Annotated in this window: 17 protein-coding genes; 15 read left to right on the forward strand and 2 right to left on the reverse strand. The window is 55.0% G+C overall.

Features of this window, described 5'->3' with window-relative positions; translation table 11 throughout:
- Positions 1-33: 33 nt before the first annotated feature.
- The 14 genes from RHK62_RS09425 to RHK62_RS09490 all read left to right on the forward strand — a co-directional run bounded on the left by RHK62_RS09425 (position 34) and on the right by RHK62_RS09490 (position 17,998).
- On the forward strand, positions 34-1,008 hold the full coding sequence (locus RHK62_RS09425) for an efflux RND transporter permease subunit (protein WP_310453631.1): 975 nt from the start codon (positions 34-36) through the stop codon (positions 1,006-1,008).
- Positions 942-1,163: a hypothetical protein gene (locus RHK62_RS09430; RefSeq protein ID WP_310438575.1), complete on the forward strand. Its 222-nt coding sequence runs from the start codon at positions 942-944 to the stop codon at positions 1,161-1,163. The genes RHK62_RS09425 and RHK62_RS09430 overlap by 67 nt, the downstream gene beginning before the upstream one ends.
- Entirely contained in the window at positions 1,160-2,014 is an 855-nt protein-coding gene (locus tag RHK62_RS09435) for a hypothetical protein (RefSeq protein WP_302678384.1), read from the forward strand. The genes RHK62_RS09430 and RHK62_RS09435 overlap by 4 nt, the downstream gene beginning before the upstream one ends.
- Positions 2,015-2,026: 12 nt before the next feature.
- Entirely contained in the window at positions 2,027-2,713 is a 687-nt protein-coding gene (gene rppA / locus RHK62_RS09440) for a two-component system response regulator RppA (protein ID WP_310453632.1), read from the forward strand.
- 113 nt (positions 2,714-2,826) lie between these two features.
- On the forward strand, positions 2,827-3,426 hold the full coding sequence (locus tag RHK62_RS09445; protein WP_302678386.1) for an efflux RND transporter periplasmic adaptor subunit: 600 nt from the start codon (positions 2,827-2,829) through the stop codon (positions 3,424-3,426).
- A 124-nt stretch (positions 3,427-3,550) separates the two neighbouring features.
- Positions 3,551-6,016: an ATP-binding cassette domain-containing protein gene (locus RHK62_RS09450; RefSeq protein WP_310453633.1), complete on the forward strand. Its 2,466-nt coding sequence runs from the start codon at positions 3,551-3,553 to the stop codon at positions 6,014-6,016.
- A gap of 160 nt (positions 6,017-6,176) precedes the next feature.
- Positions 6,177-8,363, forward strand: coding sequence for an amylo-alpha-1,6-glucosidase (locus tag RHK62_RS09455; RefSeq protein WP_206200341.1), 2,187 nt, complete (start codon positions 6,177-6,179; stop codon positions 8,361-8,363).
- Between the two features lie 78 nt (positions 8,364-8,441).
- Positions 8,442-11,159 carry a bifunctional acetate--CoA ligase family protein/GNAT family N-acetyltransferase gene (locus RHK62_RS09460; RefSeq protein ID WP_310453634.1) on the forward strand — a complete coding sequence of 906 codons (2,718 nt, stop codon included), beginning with the start codon at positions 8,442-8,444 and terminating at the stop codon, positions 11,157-11,159.
- A gap of 72 nt (positions 11,160-11,231) precedes the next feature.
- Complete coding sequence (locus tag RHK62_RS09465; protein WP_302678390.1) at positions 11,232-12,368, forward strand: 5-(carboxyamino)imidazole ribonucleotide synthase; 1,137 nt, start codon at positions 11,232-11,234, stop codon at positions 12,366-12,368.
- A 12-nt stretch (positions 12,369-12,380) separates the two neighbouring features.
- Complete coding sequence (locus RHK62_RS09470) at positions 12,381-13,916, forward strand: hypothetical protein (RefSeq protein WP_310453635.1); 1,536 nt, start codon at positions 12,381-12,383, stop codon at positions 13,914-13,916.
- A 1-nt stretch (position 13,917) separates the two neighbouring features.
- On the forward strand, positions 13,918-14,211 hold the full coding sequence (locus tag RHK62_RS09475) for a DUF2103 domain-containing protein (protein WP_302678392.1): 294 nt from the start codon (positions 13,918-13,920) through the stop codon (positions 14,209-14,211).
- Between the two features lie 3 nt (positions 14,212-14,214).
- Positions 14,215-15,213, forward strand: coding sequence for an ABC transporter permease (locus tag RHK62_RS09480; RefSeq protein WP_310453636.1), 999 nt, complete (start codon positions 14,215-14,217; stop codon positions 15,211-15,213).
- 133 nt (positions 15,214-15,346) lie between these two features.
- Entirely contained in the window at positions 15,347-15,709 is a 363-nt protein-coding gene (locus RHK62_RS09485; protein ID WP_302678394.1) for a single-stranded DNA-binding protein, read from the forward strand.
- Between the two features lie 54 nt (positions 15,710-15,763).
- On the forward strand, positions 15,764-17,998 hold the full coding sequence (locus tag RHK62_RS09490) for a transglycosylase domain-containing protein (protein WP_206200348.1): 2,235 nt from the start codon (positions 15,764-15,766) through the stop codon (positions 17,996-17,998).
- Here the strand turns inward: RHK62_RS09490 and RHK62_RS09495 are convergent.
- Together RHK62_RS09495 and RHK62_RS09500 are read right to left on the reverse strand one after the other, a co-directional pair.
- Positions 17,995-19,065, reverse strand: a complete 1,071-nt coding sequence (locus tag RHK62_RS09495) for an ABC transporter ATP-binding protein (protein ID WP_302678396.1) — start codon at positions 19,063-19,065, stop codon at positions 17,995-17,997. The two genes, RHK62_RS09490 and RHK62_RS09495, sit on opposite strands and share 4 nt — an antisense overlap.
- Before the next feature lie 267 nt (positions 19,066-19,332).
- Positions 19,333-19,800, reverse strand: a complete 468-nt coding sequence (locus RHK62_RS09500) for a DUF4079 domain-containing protein (RefSeq protein WP_206200350.1) — start codon at positions 19,798-19,800, stop codon at positions 19,333-19,335.
- Positions 19,801-20,051: 251 nt separating this feature from the next.
- On the opposite strand from RHK62_RS09500, the gene RHK62_RS09505 reads away from it, so the two are divergent.
- Complete coding sequence (locus RHK62_RS09505) at positions 20,052-20,987, forward strand: DUF1517 domain-containing protein (RefSeq protein ID WP_310453637.1); 936 nt, start codon at positions 20,052-20,054, stop codon at positions 20,985-20,987.
- The last annotated feature ends 1 nt before the right edge of the window (position 20,988 follow it).

Raw genomic sequence — 20,988 nt, forward strand, 5'->3', positions numbered from 1 at the left:
TGCCAAAATCAGCCTTAGTAACACACTGTGGTAATGCTGAATCGAATTCTTGGGTGGTCAATTGTCCAACGTTGGTTGGTGGTGCTCGGGGCGATCGCCCTGACCATTTTCGGTATTTTTCAACTGCGGCAAATGCCCCTTGATGTACTGCCAGAGTTTGCGCCCCCCCCAGTGGAAATTCAAACGGAGGCACCGGGCCTAGCACGAGAGGAAGTGGAATCGCTGATTACGCTGCCCATTGAAAGTGTCGTCAATGGTACGGCAGGGGTTGAAACTGTGCGCTCTGCATCGTCTCTTGGCTTATCTGTTGTCAAGGTAGTTTTTAGTTGGCAAACGAATATCTATCAAGCACGGCAACTGATTACCGAGCGGTTGCAGGAGGTGCGCGATCGCCTACCACCTAATGCCTCACCCCAAATTTCACCGATTACCTCCCCCATTGCCACGATTTTGATGTATGCCCTTGCCCCCAAGGTGCCCACTGCCCCAGATGACACCTCCCTCATGGAACTGCGACAGCTTGTGGATCAAAAGGTGGTGAATCGCCTCTTGGCAGTGCCGGGGGTGTCCCAAGTGATTGCCTATGGTGGAGATGTGCCCCAGTATCAGGTGCTGGTTCATCCCGATCGCCTCGCCGCACAACAGGTCTCCTTGCAGGACGTGGTGGCGGGGGTGAGTGGCGCCAATGAAAATGCAGCGGGTGGGGTCATTGTCACTCCCGATCAGGAGTTAATTGTGCGGGGCATTGGTCGGGCAACATCAGTCGCTGATTTAGCGGTGGCGTTGGTGGCGCACCGCAATGGCCAACCAATTCGCGTGCAGGATGTGGCAACAGTCACGAAAGGGCCTGCCTTAGCGCGGGGAGATGGCAGTGTCAATGGACAGCGAGCAATTATCCTTATATTGACTTCTATATCCAAGAGGGGGAAGACCATATTCCCGTGGGTACTGCTACCGTTACTGCTGATATTGAAACGCCAACGGGCGATCGGGTCACTCTACCGATGACCTATACCCCTGAGGACAAACACTACACCGCACGGCTAGCCAATCCCGTGGCAGGAGACTATCGTATTGTTCTCCTTAGCACCATCAATGGTCAACCCATTAACAGTCGTTTTCGCTTTCGTTATGAACTCAATCAGGGAGGAAGACAAGAATGATGCTACCACGCTTTATCCAACCCACCCTCTTGGGACTGGCCATGCTCTTGAGTGGGGCGATCGCCACCCTTGGGATTGCCCAGCAACGGCAAATGCCTATGCTTCATGACCACCATCACCTGCACCACAGTCCCAACCATGAGCAGGCAGACGGCTCTGCTACGACCCATATGGAACTACTGAATGCGCCCGCACCTACACCTCAACAACCAACCACCTTTACGTTGGCGATTCGCACCCACACTGGTGAAGCAGTGACGCAGTTTGAGCGTTTTCAAGAGGCGCTAATGCACCTGATCATCGTCAGTGATGATTTTCAAGTGTTTCAGCACCTGCATCCCCGCTATCTGGGTGAAGGTCAGTTTCAAGTCACAACCCCATTGCCCCAAGGGGGAGGCTACACCCTCATTGCCGATTATAAACCCGCTGGCGCTGACGAAACGGTGGCGATGATCCCGATCGCGGCTGAAGGAACGCCGCCCGCATCGAGTACGCCAACCGCTCAAACCACCCAAGTGATTGGCACAACGGCAGTCGAACTAAAACTCCCTCAACCCCTCAAGGCTGGATCAGCGGTGGAAGTGGCCTTTCGCCTACGGGATGCTGCCACCCAGCAACCCCTTAGGGATCTGCGCCCCTACCTTGGCGAAGCAGGGCATCTGGTGATTTTGCGAGACACGACTCCCCTCGAACCTGCTGATTATCTCCATGCCCATGCCGTGGATCATCAACCTAAGGAGGTAATCCGTTTTATGACCCAGTTTCCTGTGCCCGGACGTTACAAGCTCTGGGGACAGTTCCAGCGGGGTGAGCAAATTGTTACTGCTCCCTTTTGGGTGACGGTGAATTAGGGGATTGCACGGATGAAGGTGTTGCTGCTTGAAGATGAACCGGATTTAGGAGCCGCCATTCAGCGCGTGTTGCAACGAGAAGGCTATGTGGTGGACTGGGCGCAGGAGGGGGAACTGGCTTGGGCCTATGTTGAGCAGTTGCAGGTGGACTACAGTGTTGCGATTTTGGATTGGATGGTCCCTCGGCTGTCGGGGTTGGAGGTTTGTCAGCGACTGCGTATCCACCACTACACGGTGCCCATTTTGTTGCTGACGGCACGGGATGGCCTCAGCGATCGCGTTCAGGGATTAGATGCGGGGGCAGATGACTATTTGATTAAGCCCTTTGCAATGGCTGAGTTGCTGGCGCGGCTGCGGGCTTTACTGCGGCGATCGCCCCAATTCCAACCCCAGCAATTGTGTCAAGGGGCATTAACGTTAGACTATGGTACCTTCACCCTGAGAAATAGGGCGGGTACTGAGGTGCAGTTAACCGCTAAGGAATTCCAGACCTTGGAATACCTCATGAAACGCCCCCAGCGGATTCTCAGTAGCGACCAACTGATGATGCAGCTTTGGGAAGTGGGCAGTGAACCCAGTAGTAATGTAGTGGCAGCACAAATTCGCCTGCTGCGCCGCAAACTCGCCCTCCTTGGTCAAGAGCACTGCATTGAAACCCTCCATGGGTTAGGCTATCGCTTTGTTGTCGATCATGGTTGATCATAAGCTCTTCCGCCACAGCCGCAGTCGTCTTGCCCTCTGGTATGCCCTCACCATGAGCGCTATTCTCAACGGTTGCTTACCCTACAGAAGCACAGCGAGCACAGGTGGCTGTGGGTCAAGCTCTAAATATCACTGTTGCAGGACTTCCCAATCGTGTTTTCCGCAGTCGTATTGAACTCATTGATAGTGTCGTTGATCCCGCCACGCAGCAAGTTGCGGTACGCGCCAGCTTGGCTAATTCCAGCCAAAAACTCAAACCTAGTAGCTTTGCGACTGTCCAAATTTTTGACGATCGCCAAACCCGCAATGCCGTGATGATTCCCCAGTCCGCGATCGTGGAGCCAGTCGATCAGCCCCCCCTTGTGTTTGTGCAGAATGGTACTGCCTTTGAAGCTGTCGAAGTGACCCTTGGCCAGCGAGTTGGCGATCAGGTAGAAGTGATTAGCGGTCTTTATGGGGGCGATCGTATTGTTACCCAAGGTACGATGCAACTCTATGCCCAATCTCTGTGGGGGGATACCTCAACCGCTACTTCAGACACAAAACCGGAAACAGACTCTCCACCGTGGATTTGGTTGGGGGCGGCTGTTGGGGCGATCGCTCTATTTGGGGCAGGTCTAGGTTGGCAAGCCTATCGAACACAACGGCTGAATTCCGCAGCGCATACCGAACCCTCTCAATCTTCTACCCCCACGAAGGTCAACCCTTAGAAATCGCAAAATGCCACTCGATCTTCTCCATTCTGAGGGGTTTGTGTGTCACGAGGACAGGGTGTCTGCCAAACTAGGCAAGATATTAGTTAGAGTTTTGAACACCTTGAACAGGCAGATAGTGATGCGATCGCCCCCCCCAAAAACGGTTGTTGATCTCCCCACCGTCACCCTCACCCTCGAAAGTCAGGGGAAAATGTTGACCTATTCCCTGACCCAACCGGAGCATCGCCTTGGACGCGATTACCAATGGGCGGATTTAGTAGTGCCCGATGAGCCACTCTGGTCAGTGATTTCCAACCGCCATGCCGTTTTTAAGCAACAGGGGGCAACCTACTACCTTTGGGATGGAGATGGCCATCAACGCCGCAGCACCAATGGCACGTTCTACCACCAACGCCGCATCGGCATTGAAGAGGGCTTTGCCCTTGGGGAAACCCTACGTCTAGAGATTGGCCAAAACCCCAGAAATAAGGTGCAACTACTGGTGCAGATCCAGTCTTTGGGAGCGGCGAGTCCACCTCCTTTGCCCCAGCAGCGCCGCCTTGTCCTCAAAGCCCTCAAGGAATGGCCGCTGACTTTAGGGCGCGAAACCAGCAACAGCTATCAGCATTGGCAACTGGCTGCCCCCACGGTCTCCCTACGCCATGCCAGTATTGATCGCACGGGTGCGGGTCTCTATATTTTGCGAGATTTGGGCAGTACCAATGGCACCTATGTGAATGATCAATTGCTGAGGGGACCCTACACGCTGCGCAATGGCGATCAAATTCGCATTGGCCCCTTTGTCCTGCTCTACCGCCACGAGACCTTGGAGATTACGGATCAGGGCAGCCACATTCGCATTGATGCTTGGGGATTGGAACGATGGGTGAAAACGGCTGCCGGCGATCGCCCCCTCTTAGCGGATGTCTGCTTTGTGGCGGAGCCGACGCAACTTGTGGGGATCGTTGGAGGCAGCGGCACTGGTAAATCCACACTGCTCAAGGTGTTAATGGGGCTTGCCCCTGTCCAAAAAGGCCAAGTACTGCTCAATGGTCTCAATCTGCATCGTAATATCGCTGCCTACCGCCACCAGATTGGCTATGTTCCCCAAGAGGATATTTTGCATTCTCGCCTAACCGTGGGCGAAGTCCTCAGCTATGCGGCGCAACTGCGCTTACCAGCGGATACCGATGCCCAAAACCGCAAAGCCGCCATTCAGCGAGTTCTTGAACAGGTGCAGTTAACGGGAACTGAAGATCAACTGGTGGCGAGTCTCAGTGGCGGTCAGCGCAAGCGGGTGAGTATTGCCGTTGAGCTATTGGCCAACCCCAAGCTCTTTTTCCTTGACGAACCCACCTCGGGTCTGGATCCGGGGCTAGACTTTTTGTTGATGCAGTTGCTGCGGCAATTGGCAGATGAAGAACGCACGATTGTCTTGGTGACCCATGCTACGAGTCATGTGCATTTGTGCGATCGCCTGCTGGTTCTAGGCTCGGGTGGGCGTCTTTGCTATTTTGGCTCTAGCGATCGCGCTTGTGAATTCTTTAGCCCTGATCGCCCCCTGAATTCCGTGGCTGAAATCTATGCCCTCTTAACCCCAGAAAACAGCGCCGCGTGGAGTCAAAAATTTCGCCAATCCACGGACTATCAACGCTACCTTGCCAGCCACCTCAGCATGGGGCAGCACTATGAGAGCACCAGTGTTTTGGGGGGCGAAAACCGTGCCAGTGCCGAATCCTCTCCCCAACAGCCAGCACCCCCTCACCTCTATCAATGGCGGGTGTTGTGTCAACGCCAGTGGCAACTCCTGTGGCGCGATCGCCTCAGCCTTGTCTTGAATCTGATCAGCGTCCCCATTGCCCTGCTGCTCACCCGCTTTGCTATTGATCGCTCCCCCTTTGTCCCCCAAGATCCCCCCGGCCTGCTGCAAGCGGCTCAAACCCTGCGCATTCTCTTTGTCTTTACCTGTGCCTGTCTTTGGGTGGGACTCTCCGGCTGGTCGCAAGCCTTGATTACAGAGGTAGCCATCTACCGCCGCGAACGTCTTGCCAATCTCAGTCTCTGGGCTTACATGGCAGCCAAACTCACCCTTGGTAAGGGGATGGCTTTGGTACAAACACTGCTCATTACCCTTGTGGCACTGTTGGCCTTTGGTCTGCCGCAGGGTACCCTCCTCCCTTGGCCGGTGGGGTTTGGCATCACCACCTTCCTGACCCTGGTGGCCAGTCTCGGCTTGGGACTCCTGATCTCTGCAGCTGTAAATAACAGTGATCAAGCCAGCAAGATTTTACCGCCATTGCTCCTGCCGCAAATTATTTTTGCCGGTGTCCTCTTTAAGCTCACGGGCGTTGCGACTGTCCTCTCTTGGCTGACGATTGGCCGTTGGACAATGGGTGCCTATGGTGCCTTGATTGACGTGAATGGCATGGTACCGCCGCCCCTCGATTTTGGCCTTTTTGAACCACCGCCTCAGCCCTTTGATCCAACACCTGTCTATGCTCCCACTTGGGGTAATCTGCTGCTAAATTGGGGACTGCTGATCCTCCACAGCCTCATTTACACGGGCGTGGCCACCTATTTGCAATGGCGCAAAGCGCCACCTTAAGGCCATCGGGGGTTGATCTTCCAACCAGAGGCAGGGTTCAACCGCATATTGACTCATTACAATTGTGCATATTTACTTATTGCAATTATGGCTGTCCTGCGAGATGATCTAACAAATGACCCAAAATTGTTCCTATTGAACATAGACTGCTGCCGCACCCATGGAGAGCGATGTTGTTTCCCTGTATGGGCGCGATTATATCCCCATTGTCGCCCCGCCCCCGCCGGCTACTAAAATTCGAACTCACCCGAAAACGGTTCCGGTGCTCAAGGACGACGATGTGCTGCTCATTTGTGATGAGTTGGGCAATATCTGTAATGACGAGCAGCAAACGGCTATTACAGGTTTATTTTGTCAGGATACCCGCTTCCTCAGTCAGGCGGAATTGCGCGTGGGGGGCGATCGCCCGATTCTGCTGAGTTTTCATTGTACAGGTAGCCATGCGCTCAAGGTGGTGTGCACCAATCCCAAGCAACCTTCTCTGCCCGCGGAGGCCTTAGCAATTGAACGATTCCTAGTGGTGCGGGGTGCCCTCTTTGAAACGATTCTCATCACCAATCATCAGGCGCAGCCGGCCAGCGTGGAGATTCGTTTAACCTTTGCGGCAGACTTTCAAGATTTATTTGAAATTCGCCAATACGGCGGTGGTCGTCCACAGCGGGGAAAAACGCTGCAACCTGTCAGTTGTGAATTGCGCCACACCAAAGGACGGGCGGATCTGTGCTTTGCCTACCAGGGGCTTGATGGCGCCCTTATGGAAACCCAAGTGCAGTTCTTGGGCACCCCTCCGGATCGTCTTGATGACACCACCGCCCTCTGGCGTCTCAAGCTAGAACCCCAAGGCTACCACAGCATTCACTATTGCATCCGCCCCTTTACCAATGGGGCACCCACAGCCCATGTCCCTGTGCCTTCATCCCTAGCGGCTGCCGATCAAGCGGCTCAACAGGAGCGGCAACAGTGGTGGTCAGACTGCACGGAGATTGTCACCTCAAATCCGCAGTGGAATCGCATCCTACGGCGGGGGATGGCAGATCTCTATATGCTCTTGCAGTCCTTTGGCCATGGCAAGGTGCTGACGGCTGGCATTCCTTGGTTTGCCACCCTGTTTGGCCGTGACTCGATCATCTCAGCCATGCAGACACTGATCCTCAATCCAGCGATCGCCCGTGATACGCTGCGCACCCTTGCCCATTACCAAGGGAAACAGGTCTGTCCTGAGCGCGATGAGCAGCCGGGGAAAATTCTCCATGAACTGCGCTTTGGCGAGATGGCGCGCAACCGCGAGATTCCCCATACCCCCTACTATGGTACGGTGGATGCCACCCCCCTGTGGCTGATGCTCTATGCCGACTACTACGCATGGACGGGCGATCGCACCACGGTCGAGGCGCTCTGGCCCCATGCCCTTGCGGCAATGAACTGGGTGGATCAACAAATGGCCGCCACGGGCTACCTCACCTACGATCGCCAAGCAGCCAAAGGCATTGACAACCAAGGCTGGAAAGATTCTGGCAATTGTATCGTCAACCGTCGCGGTCAACTGGCTCACAGTCCCATTGCCCTCTGTGAAGTTCAAGGCTACGTCTATGCCGCCAAAACCCGTCTGAGTGCCCTTGCTCGAGACTTTGGCTATGGCGAGTGGGGCGATCGCTGGCGGCAGCAAGCAACGGATCTCAAAGCTCGCTTTAACCGCGACTTTTGGCTTGAACCGGAGGGATTTTATGCCCTAGCCCTCGATGGCGAGGGTCGCCCCGTTGATAGCCTCACGTCCAATGCAGGTCAGTGCTTGATGACAGGAATCTGTGACCCCGAAAAAGCCCAACGGGTCGGACAACGTCTGCGGCTGCCGGATCTATTCAATGGTTGGGGCATTCGTACCCTCAGCAGCACCTCCCCTGCCTACAATCCCATTGGCTATCACTTGGGGTCGGTCTGGCCCCACGATACGGGTCTGATTGCCTTGGGGCTGCGCGCCATTGGTGATAGTGACTTTGCCCTGACCTTGGTGGATACCCTTTTTGATATGGCCTGTCGGCAGCCAGATTTGCGCCCACCAGAACTTTTCTGTGGCTTCGATCGCCAGACCTATCCCCAACCGGTGCAATATCCCGTAGCCTGCTCTCCCCAAGCTTGGGCAACGGGCAGTCTGTTTCAATTCATTCAGATCATGGCTTGGCCGCTGGTGGATGTGCCCCAAGGCAAGTTTTTGGTGCATCAGCCCCTGTTGCCCAACAGTATCGAGGAACTCCACCTCCGTAATTTGCGGGTCGGTGACACTCGCTTTCACCTGCGGCTTTGGCGCACGGGCGAGAAGGGCTGTGACTGGGAAGTACAGCCGGCGTAACGAATCGTAACTCGGAACGATCGCCCTCGCTAGAGTAGAGGTGGCTCAGTTCCCAACCTCTGTAACGCAAGCAACAGCATGACCCGAACCACCGCCTACGACATTTGGCGCGCCGGTCATCAACCCCTGCGCCCCCTCTTTGCCCCCAAAAGTGTTGCTGTCATCGGTGCCAGTGAAAAAGAAGGCAGTGTTGGCCGCACCCTTCTCTGGAATCTGATTCAAACCCCCTTTGGCGGAACGGTTTTTCCCGTCAACCCGCGCCGCAGTTCGGTGTTGGGCATCAAGGCCTATGCCCGTGTGACGGCGATCCCCGAAGCGGTTGATCTCGCAGTCATTGCCACCCCTGCGGCTACAGTACCAGCGGTGGTTGCCGAGTGTGCAGCAGCGGGTGTGAAGGGGGCAATTATTGTCTCGGCGGGATTTCGGGAAGTGGGGGCGGCGGGTCTTGCCCTCGAAGAAGAGATTTTAGCCATCGCCCGTCAGGCGCGGATGCGCATTATTGGTCCCAATTGTTTGGGAATAATGTGTCCGCCCACGGGGCTGAATGCTACCTTTGCCGCGACAATGGCGCGATCGGGTCATGTCGGCTTTCTCAGTCAAAGTGGCGCCCTGTGCACTTCGATTTTGGACTGGAGTTTGCAGGAGAATGTCGGCTTTAGTGCTTTTGTTTCCATTGGCACGATGCTGGATGTGGGCTGGGGCGACCTCATTTACTACCTAGGCGATGATCCGCAAACCCGCTGCATTGTTATTTACATGGAATCTCTGGGGGATGCGCGATCGTTCCTCTCCGCCGCGCGGGAAGTGGCCTATGTCAAGCCGATTATTGTCATCAAAGCAGGACGTACTGCCGCCGCCGCTCAGGCCGCCGCTTCCCATACCGGGGCATTGATGGGATCCGATGCAGTGGTGGATGCGGCCCTAGAACGCTGTGGGGTGCTGCGGGTGGAAACCATTGAAGATTTGTTTGACATGGCAGAGGTCTTAGACAAGCAATCGCGCCCCAAAGGCCCCCATCTGACGATTCTCACCAATGCCGGTGGACCTGGGGTCTTGGCCACTGATGCCCTGATTCGGGCGGGTGGTAAACTCAGTCCCCTCTCTGGGGATACCCTACAGGCACTGAATCAAGTGCTCCCCCCCGCTTGGAGCCACGGTAACCCCGTGGATATTTTGGGGGATGCCACTGCGGATCGCTATCTCAAAGCTCTGCAATACTGTGAAACTGATGCCAACAGTGATGGCCTACTGGTGGTGCTGACGCCCCAAGCTATGACCGATCCGCTGGCGATCGCCCAAGATCTCGCTACCTATGCCAAAAACCGTCCCAGTGGTGCCAAGCCGATTCTGGCCAGTTGGATGGGGGGCACAACGGTCAAAGGGGGAGAAGCGATTCTCAATCAGGCGGGCATTCCCACCTATGCCTATGCCGATACCGCTGCCCGCATCTTTAGTTATATGTGGCGCTATAGCGATCACCTGCAGGCGCTTTACCAAACTCCCTCGCTGCCCCTAACCACCACCCCCCCGGATCGGAATGCTGTCAGTCAACTCTTTGAGCACGTGCGCAGTGAGGGGCGTACCCTATTAACGGAGTGGGAAGCCAAGGCGGTTCTTGCTGCCTACGGCCTACCGGTGGTGGAAACCTGTATTGCCCGCAGTGAAGCAGAGGCAGTGGCTGCTGCCGATCGCCTAGGGTATCCTGTAGTTCTCAAGCTCTATTCGCCCACAATTACCCACAAAACGGATGTCGGGGGTGTTGCCCTCAATCTTCCCGATGCGGCTGCGGTCATTACCGCCTACCAACAGATTGAGAAAAATGTCACCACTGCTGCTGGCGCGGATCATTTTGCTGGTGTCACCGTGCAGCCGATGATCCCATGGAAGGGGTTTGAACTCATTTTGGGCAGTTCCACCGATGCTCAGTTTGGGCCGGTGATTCTCTTTGGTACGGGGGGACAGTTGGTGGAAGTCCTCGAAGACACCGCGATCGCCCTTCCCCCCCTGAACACCACCTTGGCACGCCGTCTGATTCAGCAAACGAAAATCTCCCGTGCCTTTGCCGGCGTGCGGGGCTGGCCAGCCGTCAACCTTGCCCTATTAGAAGATCTGCTGGTGCGCTTTAGCCTGCTGGTGGTGGAGCAGCCGTGGATTAAGGAAATTGACATCAACCCCCTCTTGGTGGCACCCCCGGATCGCCTGATGGCCTTGGATGCCCGCATTGTGCTCCACAAAGAGGAAAGCACCTTTGTCAAGCCTGCGATTCGTCCCTATCCCACCCAATACGTGAGTCCTTGGCAGTTGCGCGATGGTACCCCAGTGCTGATTCGACCGATTCGGCCAGAGGATGAACCCCTAATGCGGCAGTACCATGCCACCCTCTCGGAGCAGAGTGTCTATTTGCGCTATTTCCACCTGATGAAGTTGTCGCAGCGGGTTGCCCACGATCGCCTAGTGCGCATCTGTTTTGTGGACTACGATCGCGAGATGGCTCTGGTGGTGGAGCATCAAGGCGCCAGTGAACCGCAAATTATTGGTGCGGCTCGCCTCAGTAAGGATCACTTTAGCAATACAGCCGAGTTTTCGATGTTGATTAGCGATCGCTGGCAGCGGCAAGGCCTTGGCACTGAATTACTACACCGCTTGATTCAAATTGGCCGCGATGAAGGGCTAAGTGCCATCCACGCCTATGTTCTCAAGGATAACGAGGGGATGATGCGTATTTGCCGCAAATTGAACTTTGAGTTTGCTGCGGGTGATGATCCCAGCGTTTGGTTTGTGCAGCTTGCCCTCTAGGGGATACAAAGCATAGAACCCTAGGATCATTGGTGTAGGACAATAGGTTCCGTTGAGTCGATTAGAGGAAGCGTGAACAAAGTAACCAAGATTGGGGTGATTGGTGGTGGTCAGTTGGCTTGGATGTTGGGGCTGGCGGCCAAGGAAATGGGACTCTCGCTGTGGGTACAAACGTCTGCGGCAACGGATCCAGCCGTCGCGGTTGCTGCGGGGGTCTGCTATGGGGCGATCGCCGATGTGGCAACGACAGCGCAACTGGCTAAGCAGGTTGATGTGATTACCTTTGAGAATGAGTTTGTCGATCTCGAGGGGTTGCAGCGCCTTGAACAGCAGGGGATTTGTTTTTATCCCCGCCTTGCCTCCTTGGCTCCCCTCTTGAACAAGTACCAGCAGCGCCACTTTTTGCAACAACTGGGGATTCCTGTACCCGCCTTTGGCTATTTGGGCGATCGCCCGCCCAGCATTCCCTGTGTGATTAAAGCCTGTCGCCACGGCTATGACGGCCAAGGCACATTTGTCATCTCCGATGAGCAGGCATGGCAGCAGTTTCAGCAGCGTTGGCCAGAAATTCCGCCCCAAGGGTTTTTGGTGGAAGCCTTTGTGCCCTATGTCAAAGAACTGGCGATCATGGCAGCGCGATCGCCCCAAGGAGACATTGCCCTATACCCCGTGGTGGAAACGCAGCAGGTGGCTGCCATCTGTCGCTGGGTGATTGCCCCTGCCCCGGTTGACCCCCAAGTGAGTGAGCAAATTCAGCAGATTGCCCGCCAAATCCTAACGGCACTTGATGCTGTGGGTATTTTTGGCATTGAGTTTTTCCTCACAGCCACGGGTGAGGTACTCGTGAATGAAATTGCGCCCCGCACCCACAATTCTGGGCATTACACCATTGATGCCTGCGTCACGAGTCAATTTCAGCAGCACTTGCGCGCCATTAGTGGCCAGTCCTTGGGCAGTCCCGCCATGCAGGTACCGGCAGCGGTGATGGTAAATCTCTTGGGCTTAGCCGAACCGCAGGTTGACTATGGGGCAAAATGTCAGGTCTTGGCGGCTCTCCCCCACGCGAACCTTCACTGGTATGGTAAAAGTCAAACCTACGCGGGCCGCAAGTTGGGTCATCTTACAGTGCTGTTGGCAGAACCAGCGGCAGCCCTACCCATGATCCAGCACATTGAAGCCCTCTGGTATAGTACGCCTGTTGCTGTGTGACCGTTCCTGCTAATGCGTTCTCACTCCTTCCCTCAGCCCCTTGATCGCGCTGCTTTGAGTGTGTTCCTTGTGGCGCTGGTGCTGACCCTTTTGCTGTTGTGGGGGGGCGATCGCACCCAGGCCCAAGTGCGGGACTTTACGTGGCAAGACCGCGATGTGGGCGCCGACGATCGCGCCTTTATCCTCGCCTTTAATCGGCTGATGGATTGGTCATCGGTGGCGGCGCATCTCAAGATTGAGCCACCCCTTGAGGGCAAGGCCAGTTGGTCGGGGCGTCGTTTTGCCTACACGCTGACACAGCCGATTCCCTACGGTCAAACCTTCAAAGTCTCCCTCGAGGATGCCGTTTCTGTGCCCCAAGGGAAACCGATCAAACCCTTTCAGGGGCAGTTTCGTAGTCGTGATCGCGTGCTGGTCTATCTTGGCTCCGGGGTTGAAGAGGGGCGCCTCATCCTCTATAACCTGACGCTGCAACGGAAGATATTCCTTACACCTGCCAATCTACGGGTGTTTGACTTTCAGCCCTATCCTGCTGGCGATCGCATTCTCTTTAGTGCCGGCGAGCGCGGCGAGCAAATGGGTTTTGACCCCCAACTGTACACCGTGACTACCGGGCTATACTTCAATGCCCCTGAAACCCCCCGCCGGCAACCTCGACCCGTGGGCGAAATTTCCCTGATCCTTGACAATAGCGAGTATCAAAACCTGCGCTTTCAGTTGGCCAATGATGGCAGCAAAATCGTGGTTCAGCGGGTAAATCGTCTCCAGCCTGCGGATAGCTCCCTGTGGCTCCTCGATGAAAATTTTCAGCCTCGGCGGCTCAACCAAGCGGCTGCCGGTGATTTTCGCATTGCCCCCGACAACCAGCATTTAATCATTGCCCAAGGGCAGGGGTTAGCGATTGTGCCCCTAGAAGCCGGCAATGGTGAGAGTGACTTTGACTTTTTGCCCCAGTATGGCATGGTGCTGGACTTTAGCCGCGATGGCCGGCAAGTGGCAGCGGTGAAGTTTAACCCCAATTTCTCGCGATCGCTCTATGTGGTGGACATCTTTGGCGAGCATAGGGAACTGCTAACCATCAATGGCTCAATCATTGCCGGCCAATTTGACCCCAAGGGGGAATTTCTCTATGCCATCCTCACCCGCATTGAAGGGGAAGGCTCTTACCGCGAAGTTCCCTATCTTGCCCTCTTTGATCTGAAAACTAAGGAACTGTTCAAGCTCAAAGATTTTGACCCGCAGCAGGAACTCTACCTCAGCTTGGCACCCGATGGCCGTACATTGGCCGTTGACTCTGTTGAGGGACGGGAAATGCCCGATGTGGTGGATAATAGCGATCTGTATAGCGAGACTGCCCCTGTCAACCCCAGTCCCAGTGATCTGGCAGAACTGCCCACTGACCCCCAAGCACCCCCCCCGCCACCGCGTCAACTTTCCCCCCAACAACATCAAATTTGGCTTTTCCCCCTAGAATTAAATCAAGATAAAATTGCTGTTGGGATGCCAGAACCTTTGGCACCCGGCTTGCACGCACGGTGGTTACCCTAACATGGCAGCAGGAACGGGTCGGGTCGTCCTCAATCACTCCACTCACATTGAAGGTCTCATTCCCGTCTTGGAAAAATTGGCCAAGGTGGCAGGCATTAGTACCCTCACGCCCGGTGTCATTGCTCCCGTCAAAGGGAAATCCCCCCATCTGCATCTACGGGTGTCGGTACCGATCAAGGGCGGATTTAAGCTGATTGCGCGGCGAGGCAAAACGGTGCAGGAGGTGTTTGTCATTACCCAACTGAGTGAAGCAGAACTCAAGGCTGCTATTGATGCCGTGCTGGCCTCTAAATAAGCCATGGGTAAATCCACTGGTCAAGGTCTTGGGAATGAAACGAGCCGCCTGATTTTGCAGCGCTTGGGGGAAGCCCTGATCACGCTGCTGTTGGCCTCGGCGTTAAGTTTTGCCATTATGCAGTTGGCACCGGGCAACTATCTGGACAATCTCAAGGCGGATCCCCAAATTTCTTTGGAACGCCTGCAGGAATTGGAGCGGCAATTTGGTCTTGACAAGTCGCCCGTGGAGCAATACTTGCACTGGCTGTGGCAGATTATTCGCTATGGCAACTTTGGCACTAGTTTTGTCTACCAGCGATCGGTGGCCTCCCTATTGTGGGAGCGGGTACCCGCCACCCTCCTGTTGTCCGTAAGTTCCATTCTGCTCACCTGGGGATTAGCCATTCCCTTAGGTATTTGGGCAGCGGTGACGCAAGATCGTTGGAGCGATCGCCTGCTGCGGGTCATTAGTTACATTGGCCAAGGCTTTCCCAGTTTTATTACGGCTCTGTTACTCTTGTTTCTGGCGCAAAGTACGCCTTTGTTTCCCGTAGGGGGCATGACCAGTTTGTTTTACGACGACCTCCCTTGGTGGGGCAAAGTTCTGGATATTGCTTGGCACCTGATTTTACCGACTATCGCCCTCACCCTCACCAGTTTTGCGGGTTTACAACGGTTGATGCGGGGTAATTTACTAGATGTGCTGCGGCAAAACTACATTCAAACGGCACGAGCCAAGGGACTCCCAGAATCGCGGGTGATCTACGTCCATGCCCTACGCAATGCGGTGAACCCCCTCATTACCCTGTTGGGTTTTGAATTTGCCAGCCTCCTCAGTGGTGCTTTTATTGCCGAGTTTTTCTTTAACTGGCCGGGTCTGGGGCGCTTAATTTTACAGGCGGTAACTGCCCAAGATATTTACGTGGTCATGGCCAGCCTGATGATGGGGGCAGTGATGCTGATTATTGGCAACCTCCTTGCAGATTTACTCCTGAAATGGGCTGATCCCCGCATTCGGTAACCCCGCAGAACCCAATTTTTACAAAAATCTATAGAGAGGCAACAGCTGAGCAAGGCGCTGGCTGGGCTTTGAGGCAGTAGCACCAATGGAACCATGTACAATGGGGCAAAGAGCAGTTTGAGGCTAGTCAGCCATGGGTCTAAACGTGGTTCATCTAGTGGGTCGTGTCGGCAGTGATCCCGACGTTCGCTATTTTGAGTCGGGGAGTGTGAAGTGTCGGCTGACCTTAGCCGTGAATCGCCCCACCAAGGAGGATCAGCCCGATTGGTTTAACTTGGAAATTTGGGGAAAAACCGCTCAGGTGGCTGCTGATTATGTGCGCAAAGGAACGCTGTTGGGTATCAAGGGCAGTCTCAAGTTCGATCGCTGGCAAGACCGCAACACGGGGGCCGAGCGCTCCTCGCCGGTCATTTTAGTTGACCGAATGGATATTCTCAGTTCCAAGCGGGATACGGATCCCAGTGCTGTGCCAGCGGGCTATGTGCCAGAAATGTAGGGATACAATTAGGTTGTCAGTGCGTCCAATATCATTGTCCCTATAGCTGCTGCCATGCCCAATCCTGCCCGCGATCTTTGGCAGTCCATGACTCAAACCGTCACCCAAGCGGTACAGACGGTACACTCTCGCTTTGATTGGCAACAGGTCTCCCTGCGGGAAAATGCCCGCACGCCCGAACTATGGGTGGAGTTCAAAGGTCAACGCCAAGTCTTTCCCTTGGTGGGCGATCGCTACATTCTTGGCCGCAGTCAGAGCCGCGCCGATATTATTGTCGATGCCGAAATTGTCAGTGGCACCCATGCCCGCCTCAAACGCCTCACCCCCACAGGGGTCTTTCAAATTCAGGATTTGGACTCCACCAATGGCATCTATCGCCAACGTAAGCGACTGCAAACGGCTGAGCTACACCATGGCGATGTGATCACCCTTGGACCACCGGAGGTGAAAGGCGCCGTTACCCTCCACTTCCACAATCCGCCCCCGCTATGGGTTGCGGTTCTCACCTACAGCATTTGGGGAATTATGGGCATCAGTGCCCTTGGGATTGGCTTGCTGAGTGTGGAAGCCAACAAAGTGGCGGTGCGTCCCCTGCCACCCCTTGAGCAAGGCCCGATTATTCTCCTTGATCGCCAAGGGGAACTGATCAATCCAGTCGAAGATCGCCCCCACCGCGAACTCAAACGGCTCAATGAGTTTTCCCCTTACTTAGTCCATGGGGTCTTGGCCTCTGAGGATGTGCGCTACTACTGGCACTTTGGTGTTGATCCTCTGGGCATGGCGCGAGCGGTAGTTACCAACCTATTAACCCGCCAAACACGCGAAGGAGCAAGTACCCTATCCCAGCAGTTGGCACGTACACTCTTTCGTTCCCATGTGGGGATGGATGAGAGCCTCGGCCGCAAGTGGCGCGAAATGGCGGTTGCCCTCAAGTTGGAATTTTTCTACAGCAAAGATGAGTTGCTCTTGGCCTACCTCAACCGTGTCTATCTGGGTATGGGCAATCGTGGCTTTGAGGATGCGGCGCAATTCTACTTTGATAAGCCTGCCAAAGACTTGACACTCAATGAGGCCGCCACCCTAGTGGGGATTCTGCCGGCACCGAACCGCTTTAACCCGGTGCGCGACTACGATGCGGCGGTGGATTATCGCAATCGGGTCATTTTGCGCATGGTGCAGCAGGGCTACATCAGCAAAGAAGAGGGCGATCGCGCCCGTCGCTCCCGCATTGAAATTAGCCCAAAGGCGCGAGAATGGCTCAGCACCCAGCGCTTTCCCTACTACACCGACCATGTCTATCAAGAACTGGCTCAACTCCTTGGCGATGAACTCGCCCAAGAGGGCAACCTGATTGTGGAGACAGGCCTAGACCCCCGCTGGCAAGAACTGGCCGAAACCAGTCTGCGCAATTTTATCACCAGCACTGGCAGCGCCTATGGGGTTCATCAGGGGGGACTGATTACCCTGCGGCCGAGGGATGGTCTGATTCTTGCCCTCGTGGGTGGCGTGGATTACCAAAAAAGCCAGTTTAACCGTGCCACCCTTGCCCTGCGTCAACCGGGCTCCACATTCAAGGTGTTTGTCTATACCGAAGCCCTCCTGCAAGGCCATAGGGCTGGTGAAACCTTTTCCTGCGCGCCCGTCTTCTGGCAGGGGCAACAGTTCGAGGGCTGCCGTGGGGGGGGTGGTGCCATGGATTTAGCCACCGCCTTAGCCCTTTCGGAAAATCCGATTGCTTTACGTCTTGCCCAAGCCGTTGGTTTGGAGGCCACCATTCGATTGGCCAGAGCAATGGGGATTACGACGCCTCTGCAAGCGGTGCCCGGCCTTGTTCTCGGTCAAAGTGAGACGACCCTCCTTGAAATGAGTGGTGCCTTTGCCGTAATCGCCAATGAAGGACAGCGCATTCCCCCCCATGCCATTGTTTCGGTGCGCGATGGCGGTGATTGTAAAAGTACAAACGACTGGCAGACCTGTCGCCTGATCTATGCCGCGAGTGATGAAAGGCCTCAACGGGTGCTCGATCCAGCGATCGCCAATGAAATGACGCATTTGCTGACAGCTGTTGTCAGCCGGGGAACGGGTCGTGCCGCTGCCATTGGTCGTCCAGTCGCTGGCAAAACCGGCACTACCAATGATGGTCGCGATCTTTGGTTTATTGGCTATGTGCCCACTGCCGATGTTCTCACCGGAATTTGGCTGGGCAATGATGATAATAGTCCCAGCCAAGGCAGTAGTGGGTTGGCTGCTGCTCTTTGGGGCGAATATATGGGGCGTGCCCTAAATTAGAGTTCCTTGGGAAAGAAACGCACCGCTTGCGCGGCCACTTTCACAGGGGTACCAACGGGTAAATTCACAGCAAGGGGCTGGCGGGCATGGAAATCTTGACCGGAGGGCAGTTGAATGCAGTAGCGATACTCGCGACCAAGGAACTGGCGATCGCGAATCACAAAGCAGCTGGTTGCCGCAGTGTCTGGCTGCAATTGCACATCCTCTTCCCGAATCATCACCTCCCCTTCCCGCTTGGGGAGTGCTTCCGGCAGGGGAAACACGCCAACATCCGTGAGCACTTGAGAACCTTCAGCACAGGCGGGCAAAAAGTTGGCTTGGCTAATAAACCCAGCCACAAATCGCGAGGCCGGGCAGCAATAAATCTCCTCCGGCGTGCCCACCTGTTCAATTTTTCCTTCGCCCATGACGGCTAAGCGATCCGACAGACTCAGGGCTTCCTCCTGATCATGGGTCACAAAAATTGCCGTTGTCCCTGTGCCCTTGAGAATTCGGCGTAACTCTTCCCGCAGTTGCAGCCGCACTTGGGCATCCAGATTACTCAGGGGTTCATCCAGAAGAATCACCGCTGGTTGGGGGGCGATCGCCCGCGCCAAGGCAACTCGTTGCTGTTGGCCACCCGACAATTCATGGGGATAGCGCTTTTTCAGATCCGCCAGCTGCACTAGAGCCAAAACTGCTGCCACCCGCTCCTGAATTTGCTGCTTGTTCAGGCCTTGTTGTTGCAAACCAAAGGCAATATTCTCCGCCACTGTCAAATGGGGAAACAGGGCAAAGTCCTGAAAGACCATGCCCAAAGACCGTTGCTCAGGGGGCACAAAGACATTGGCCGCGGCCACACAGCGATCGCCTACCCTAATTTCCCCGGCATCGGGCGTGTCCAGACCCGCAATTAAGCGCAGTAAGGTTGTCTTGCCACAGCCTGAGGGTCCTAATAGACCCAGAATTTCCCCCTCCTGAACCCAGAGGCTGACATCGCGAATCGCAGCAAAGCGGCCAAAGGATTTATGTAAGTGCTCAACTTGGACGGCTGTTTGAAGCGTTGGCATCAGGGGAAGTGTGGTCATGATCACCCAGAAAGCGAACTGTCTGCAATCAGTAAAGCGAAGGAGCACCCACTGCATTAGGAATTATTTGCAGTACAGCCCTTTTCTGAAATATCGGGTACGTCAGGTAAGTGAAATGCTGACCCACACGTGCTTTCGCAGTGCTAAGCATATTCATCCCTGTGAAAAGGGCTGTAATTAGTGCTCCTCATATTCTGGCACAAAAGTCCTCGCTTGTTGCAGAGATTTTGCAATTGCTACACTCGCTGCCTAGGTTGCCATCCGCATCTAACTAGCATTGAGAATGCGTTGCACAATTTGCAGACCCGTCACCGCCTGCCAACCAAAGAGGATCACCAGAAACAGGTTGAGGGTCATGTGCAGGGCTCGAGCCGTCTCACTGCCCTTTTGCATAAAGGGAACTAAGCTAGCGGAAAGGGCAATCAGAGCCGTCATGGTCAGACCCACAATCAAGTGGGGCCCGACAAAGAGCTTGCCATTATTGATATAGGTCACAGCCATACCGCCAATCGTGCCCATCACCATTAGGGCGAGTAAGATGGCGCCAACTTGGTGGTGTTTGACGTTCACCTTGGCTTGGATCAGCGCTTTCTTTTCCTCGCCACTGAGGGAGCGCAGGCGACGGGTTTGAATCCCTAAATACATGGCATAAAGTGTGAGCGCAAAAAGAATCCACATCAGCACCGGGTGGGCAAAGGTAATCACCGGCTTAAGAGGCTCAGGAATTTCAATCATTGTTTTCGTGAACAGAACTCGGCAGGCAAAGCATTCATCGAAAGTTTGCTTTTCATATCGTAATACAGCCCTTTTCTAAAATATGGCCTACACCAAGGGGGCGCGAGGCTTCCGTAATTTTGACTGCTGCCAGCGTGTTCCATCCCCGCGAAAAGGGCTGTAGGGTTTACCCATCTGTTCTAAAGATGACAAAACGTTAGACTGAGAGCAGGACCTCTCCTTCGGTGTGTCAATCCTTGGGAACACGATTTATGATGAAAACTTTTTGGCAACGTCTCAAATCTGTCACCGCCATTGTGGCAGTGGGGGTATTGATTGCCCATCTTATCCTTGATAGTGGTGCCGCATGGGCCGCCCGCAGTGGTGGACGTGTCGGGGGTGGCTCCTTTAGTCGTCCGGCGCCCACCCGTTCCTACGGTGCCCCCCGCAGTGATTACGGCGGCTATGCTCAGCCCGTTCCAGTCTATGGCGGTGGTTTTGGCTTTCCCTTCCTGATTCCCTTCTTTGGTTTTGGCGGTGGCTTTGGCGGCCTATTCACGATCATTATGATTGGTGTGCTGGCCAATATCTTGATCTCCACCTTCCGCAACTTCCGCAATAGCAGTGATGAGTCAGAAATCTACCAAGACAACCCCGTGGTCTCGCTACATACGCTGCAGGTAGGGCTTCTGGCTCAAGCTCGCGAACTCCAAGAGGAACTCAATCAACTAGCCCTCACTGCCGATACCGCAACGCCCGAAGGTCTGACCAAAGTGCTGCAAGAGGCAACCCTTGCCCTGCTGCGCCATCCCCAATACTGGGTCTATGCCCATGCCAGTAGCCAAGAAACCAAGCTGTTGCAAGCAGAAACCGCCTTTAACCAACTGGCACTTGCGGAGCGCAGTAAGCTGAGCGCTGAAACCCTCTCCAACTACCGCCGTGACATTAAGCAAACAGCGATCGCCCCCATTGTCAGCAATGATGTGGGTGAATATATTGTTGTAACTTTGGTGGTGGCTGCCACGGGTCGCTTGAAACTGCCCGCAGTCAATAATGACCTAGAGCTACGGCAAGCGCTGCAACAGTTGGGAGGCATTGGTAGCGATCGCCTACTGGCGGTCGAATTGCTCTGGCAACCCCAAGCGATTGGTGACACCCTCACTGCCGATGAGTTGCTAATGGCCTATCCACAACTGAAGCACCTCTAAC

Origin of the sequence: Thermosynechococcus sp. HY213, assembly GCF_031460975.1 — a bacterium.
Taxonomy (GTDB): domain Bacteria; phylum Cyanobacteriota; class Cyanobacteriia; order Thermosynechococcales; family Thermosynechococcaceae; genus Thermosynechococcus.

Excerpts from the sequence above, each read along its gene's own strand:
- RHK62_RS09425 (WP_310453631.1), top strand. The coding sequence starts at position 34 with ATGCTGAATCGAATTCTTGGGTGGTCAATTGTCCAACGTTGGTTGGTG.
- RHK62_RS09435 (WP_302678384.1), top strand. The coding sequence starts at position 1,160 with ATGATGCTACCACGCTTTATCCAACCCACCCTCTTGGGACTGGCCATG.
- rppA (WP_310453632.1), top strand. The coding sequence starts at position 2,027 with ATGAAGGTGTTGCTGCTTGAAGATGAACCGGATTTAGGAGCCGCCATT.
- RHK62_RS09450 (WP_310453633.1), top strand. The coding sequence starts at position 3,551 with ATGCGATCGCCCCCCCCAAAAACGGTTGTTGATCTCCCCACCGTCACC.
- RHK62_RS09455 (WP_206200341.1), top strand. The coding sequence starts at position 6,177 with ATGGAGAGCGATGTTGTTTCCCTGTATGGGCGCGATTATATCCCCATT.
- RHK62_RS09460 (WP_310453634.1), top strand. The coding sequence starts at position 8,442 with ATGACCCGAACCACCGCCTACGACATTTGGCGCGCCGGTCATCAACCC.
- RHK62_RS09470 (WP_310453635.1), top strand. The coding sequence starts at position 12,381 with ATGCGTTCTCACTCCTTCCCTCAGCCCCTTGATCGCGCTGCTTTGAGT.
- RHK62_RS09475 (WP_302678392.1), top strand. The coding sequence starts at position 13,918 with ATGGCAGCAGGAACGGGTCGGGTCGTCCTCAATCACTCCACTCACATT.
- RHK62_RS09480 (WP_310453636.1), top strand. The coding sequence starts at position 14,215 with ATGGGTAAATCCACTGGTCAAGGTCTTGGGAATGAAACGAGCCGCCTG.
- RHK62_RS09485 (WP_302678394.1), top strand. The coding sequence starts at position 15,347 with ATGGGTCTAAACGTGGTTCATCTAGTGGGTCGTGTCGGCAGTGATCCC.
- RHK62_RS09490 (WP_206200348.1), top strand. The coding sequence starts at position 15,764 with ATGCCCAATCCTGCCCGCGATCTTTGGCAGTCCATGACTCAAACCGTC.
- RHK62_RS09495 (WP_302678396.1), bottom strand. The coding sequence starts at position 19,065 with ATGACCACACTTCCCCTGATGCCAACGCTTCAAACAGCCGTCCAAGTT.
- RHK62_RS09500 (WP_206200350.1), bottom strand. The coding sequence starts at position 19,800 with ATGATTGAAATTCCTGAGCCTCTTAAGCCGGTGATTACCTTTGCCCAC.
- RHK62_RS09505 (WP_310453637.1), top strand. The coding sequence starts at position 20,052 with ATGATGAAAACTTTTTGGCAACGTCTCAAATCTGTCACCGCCATTGTG.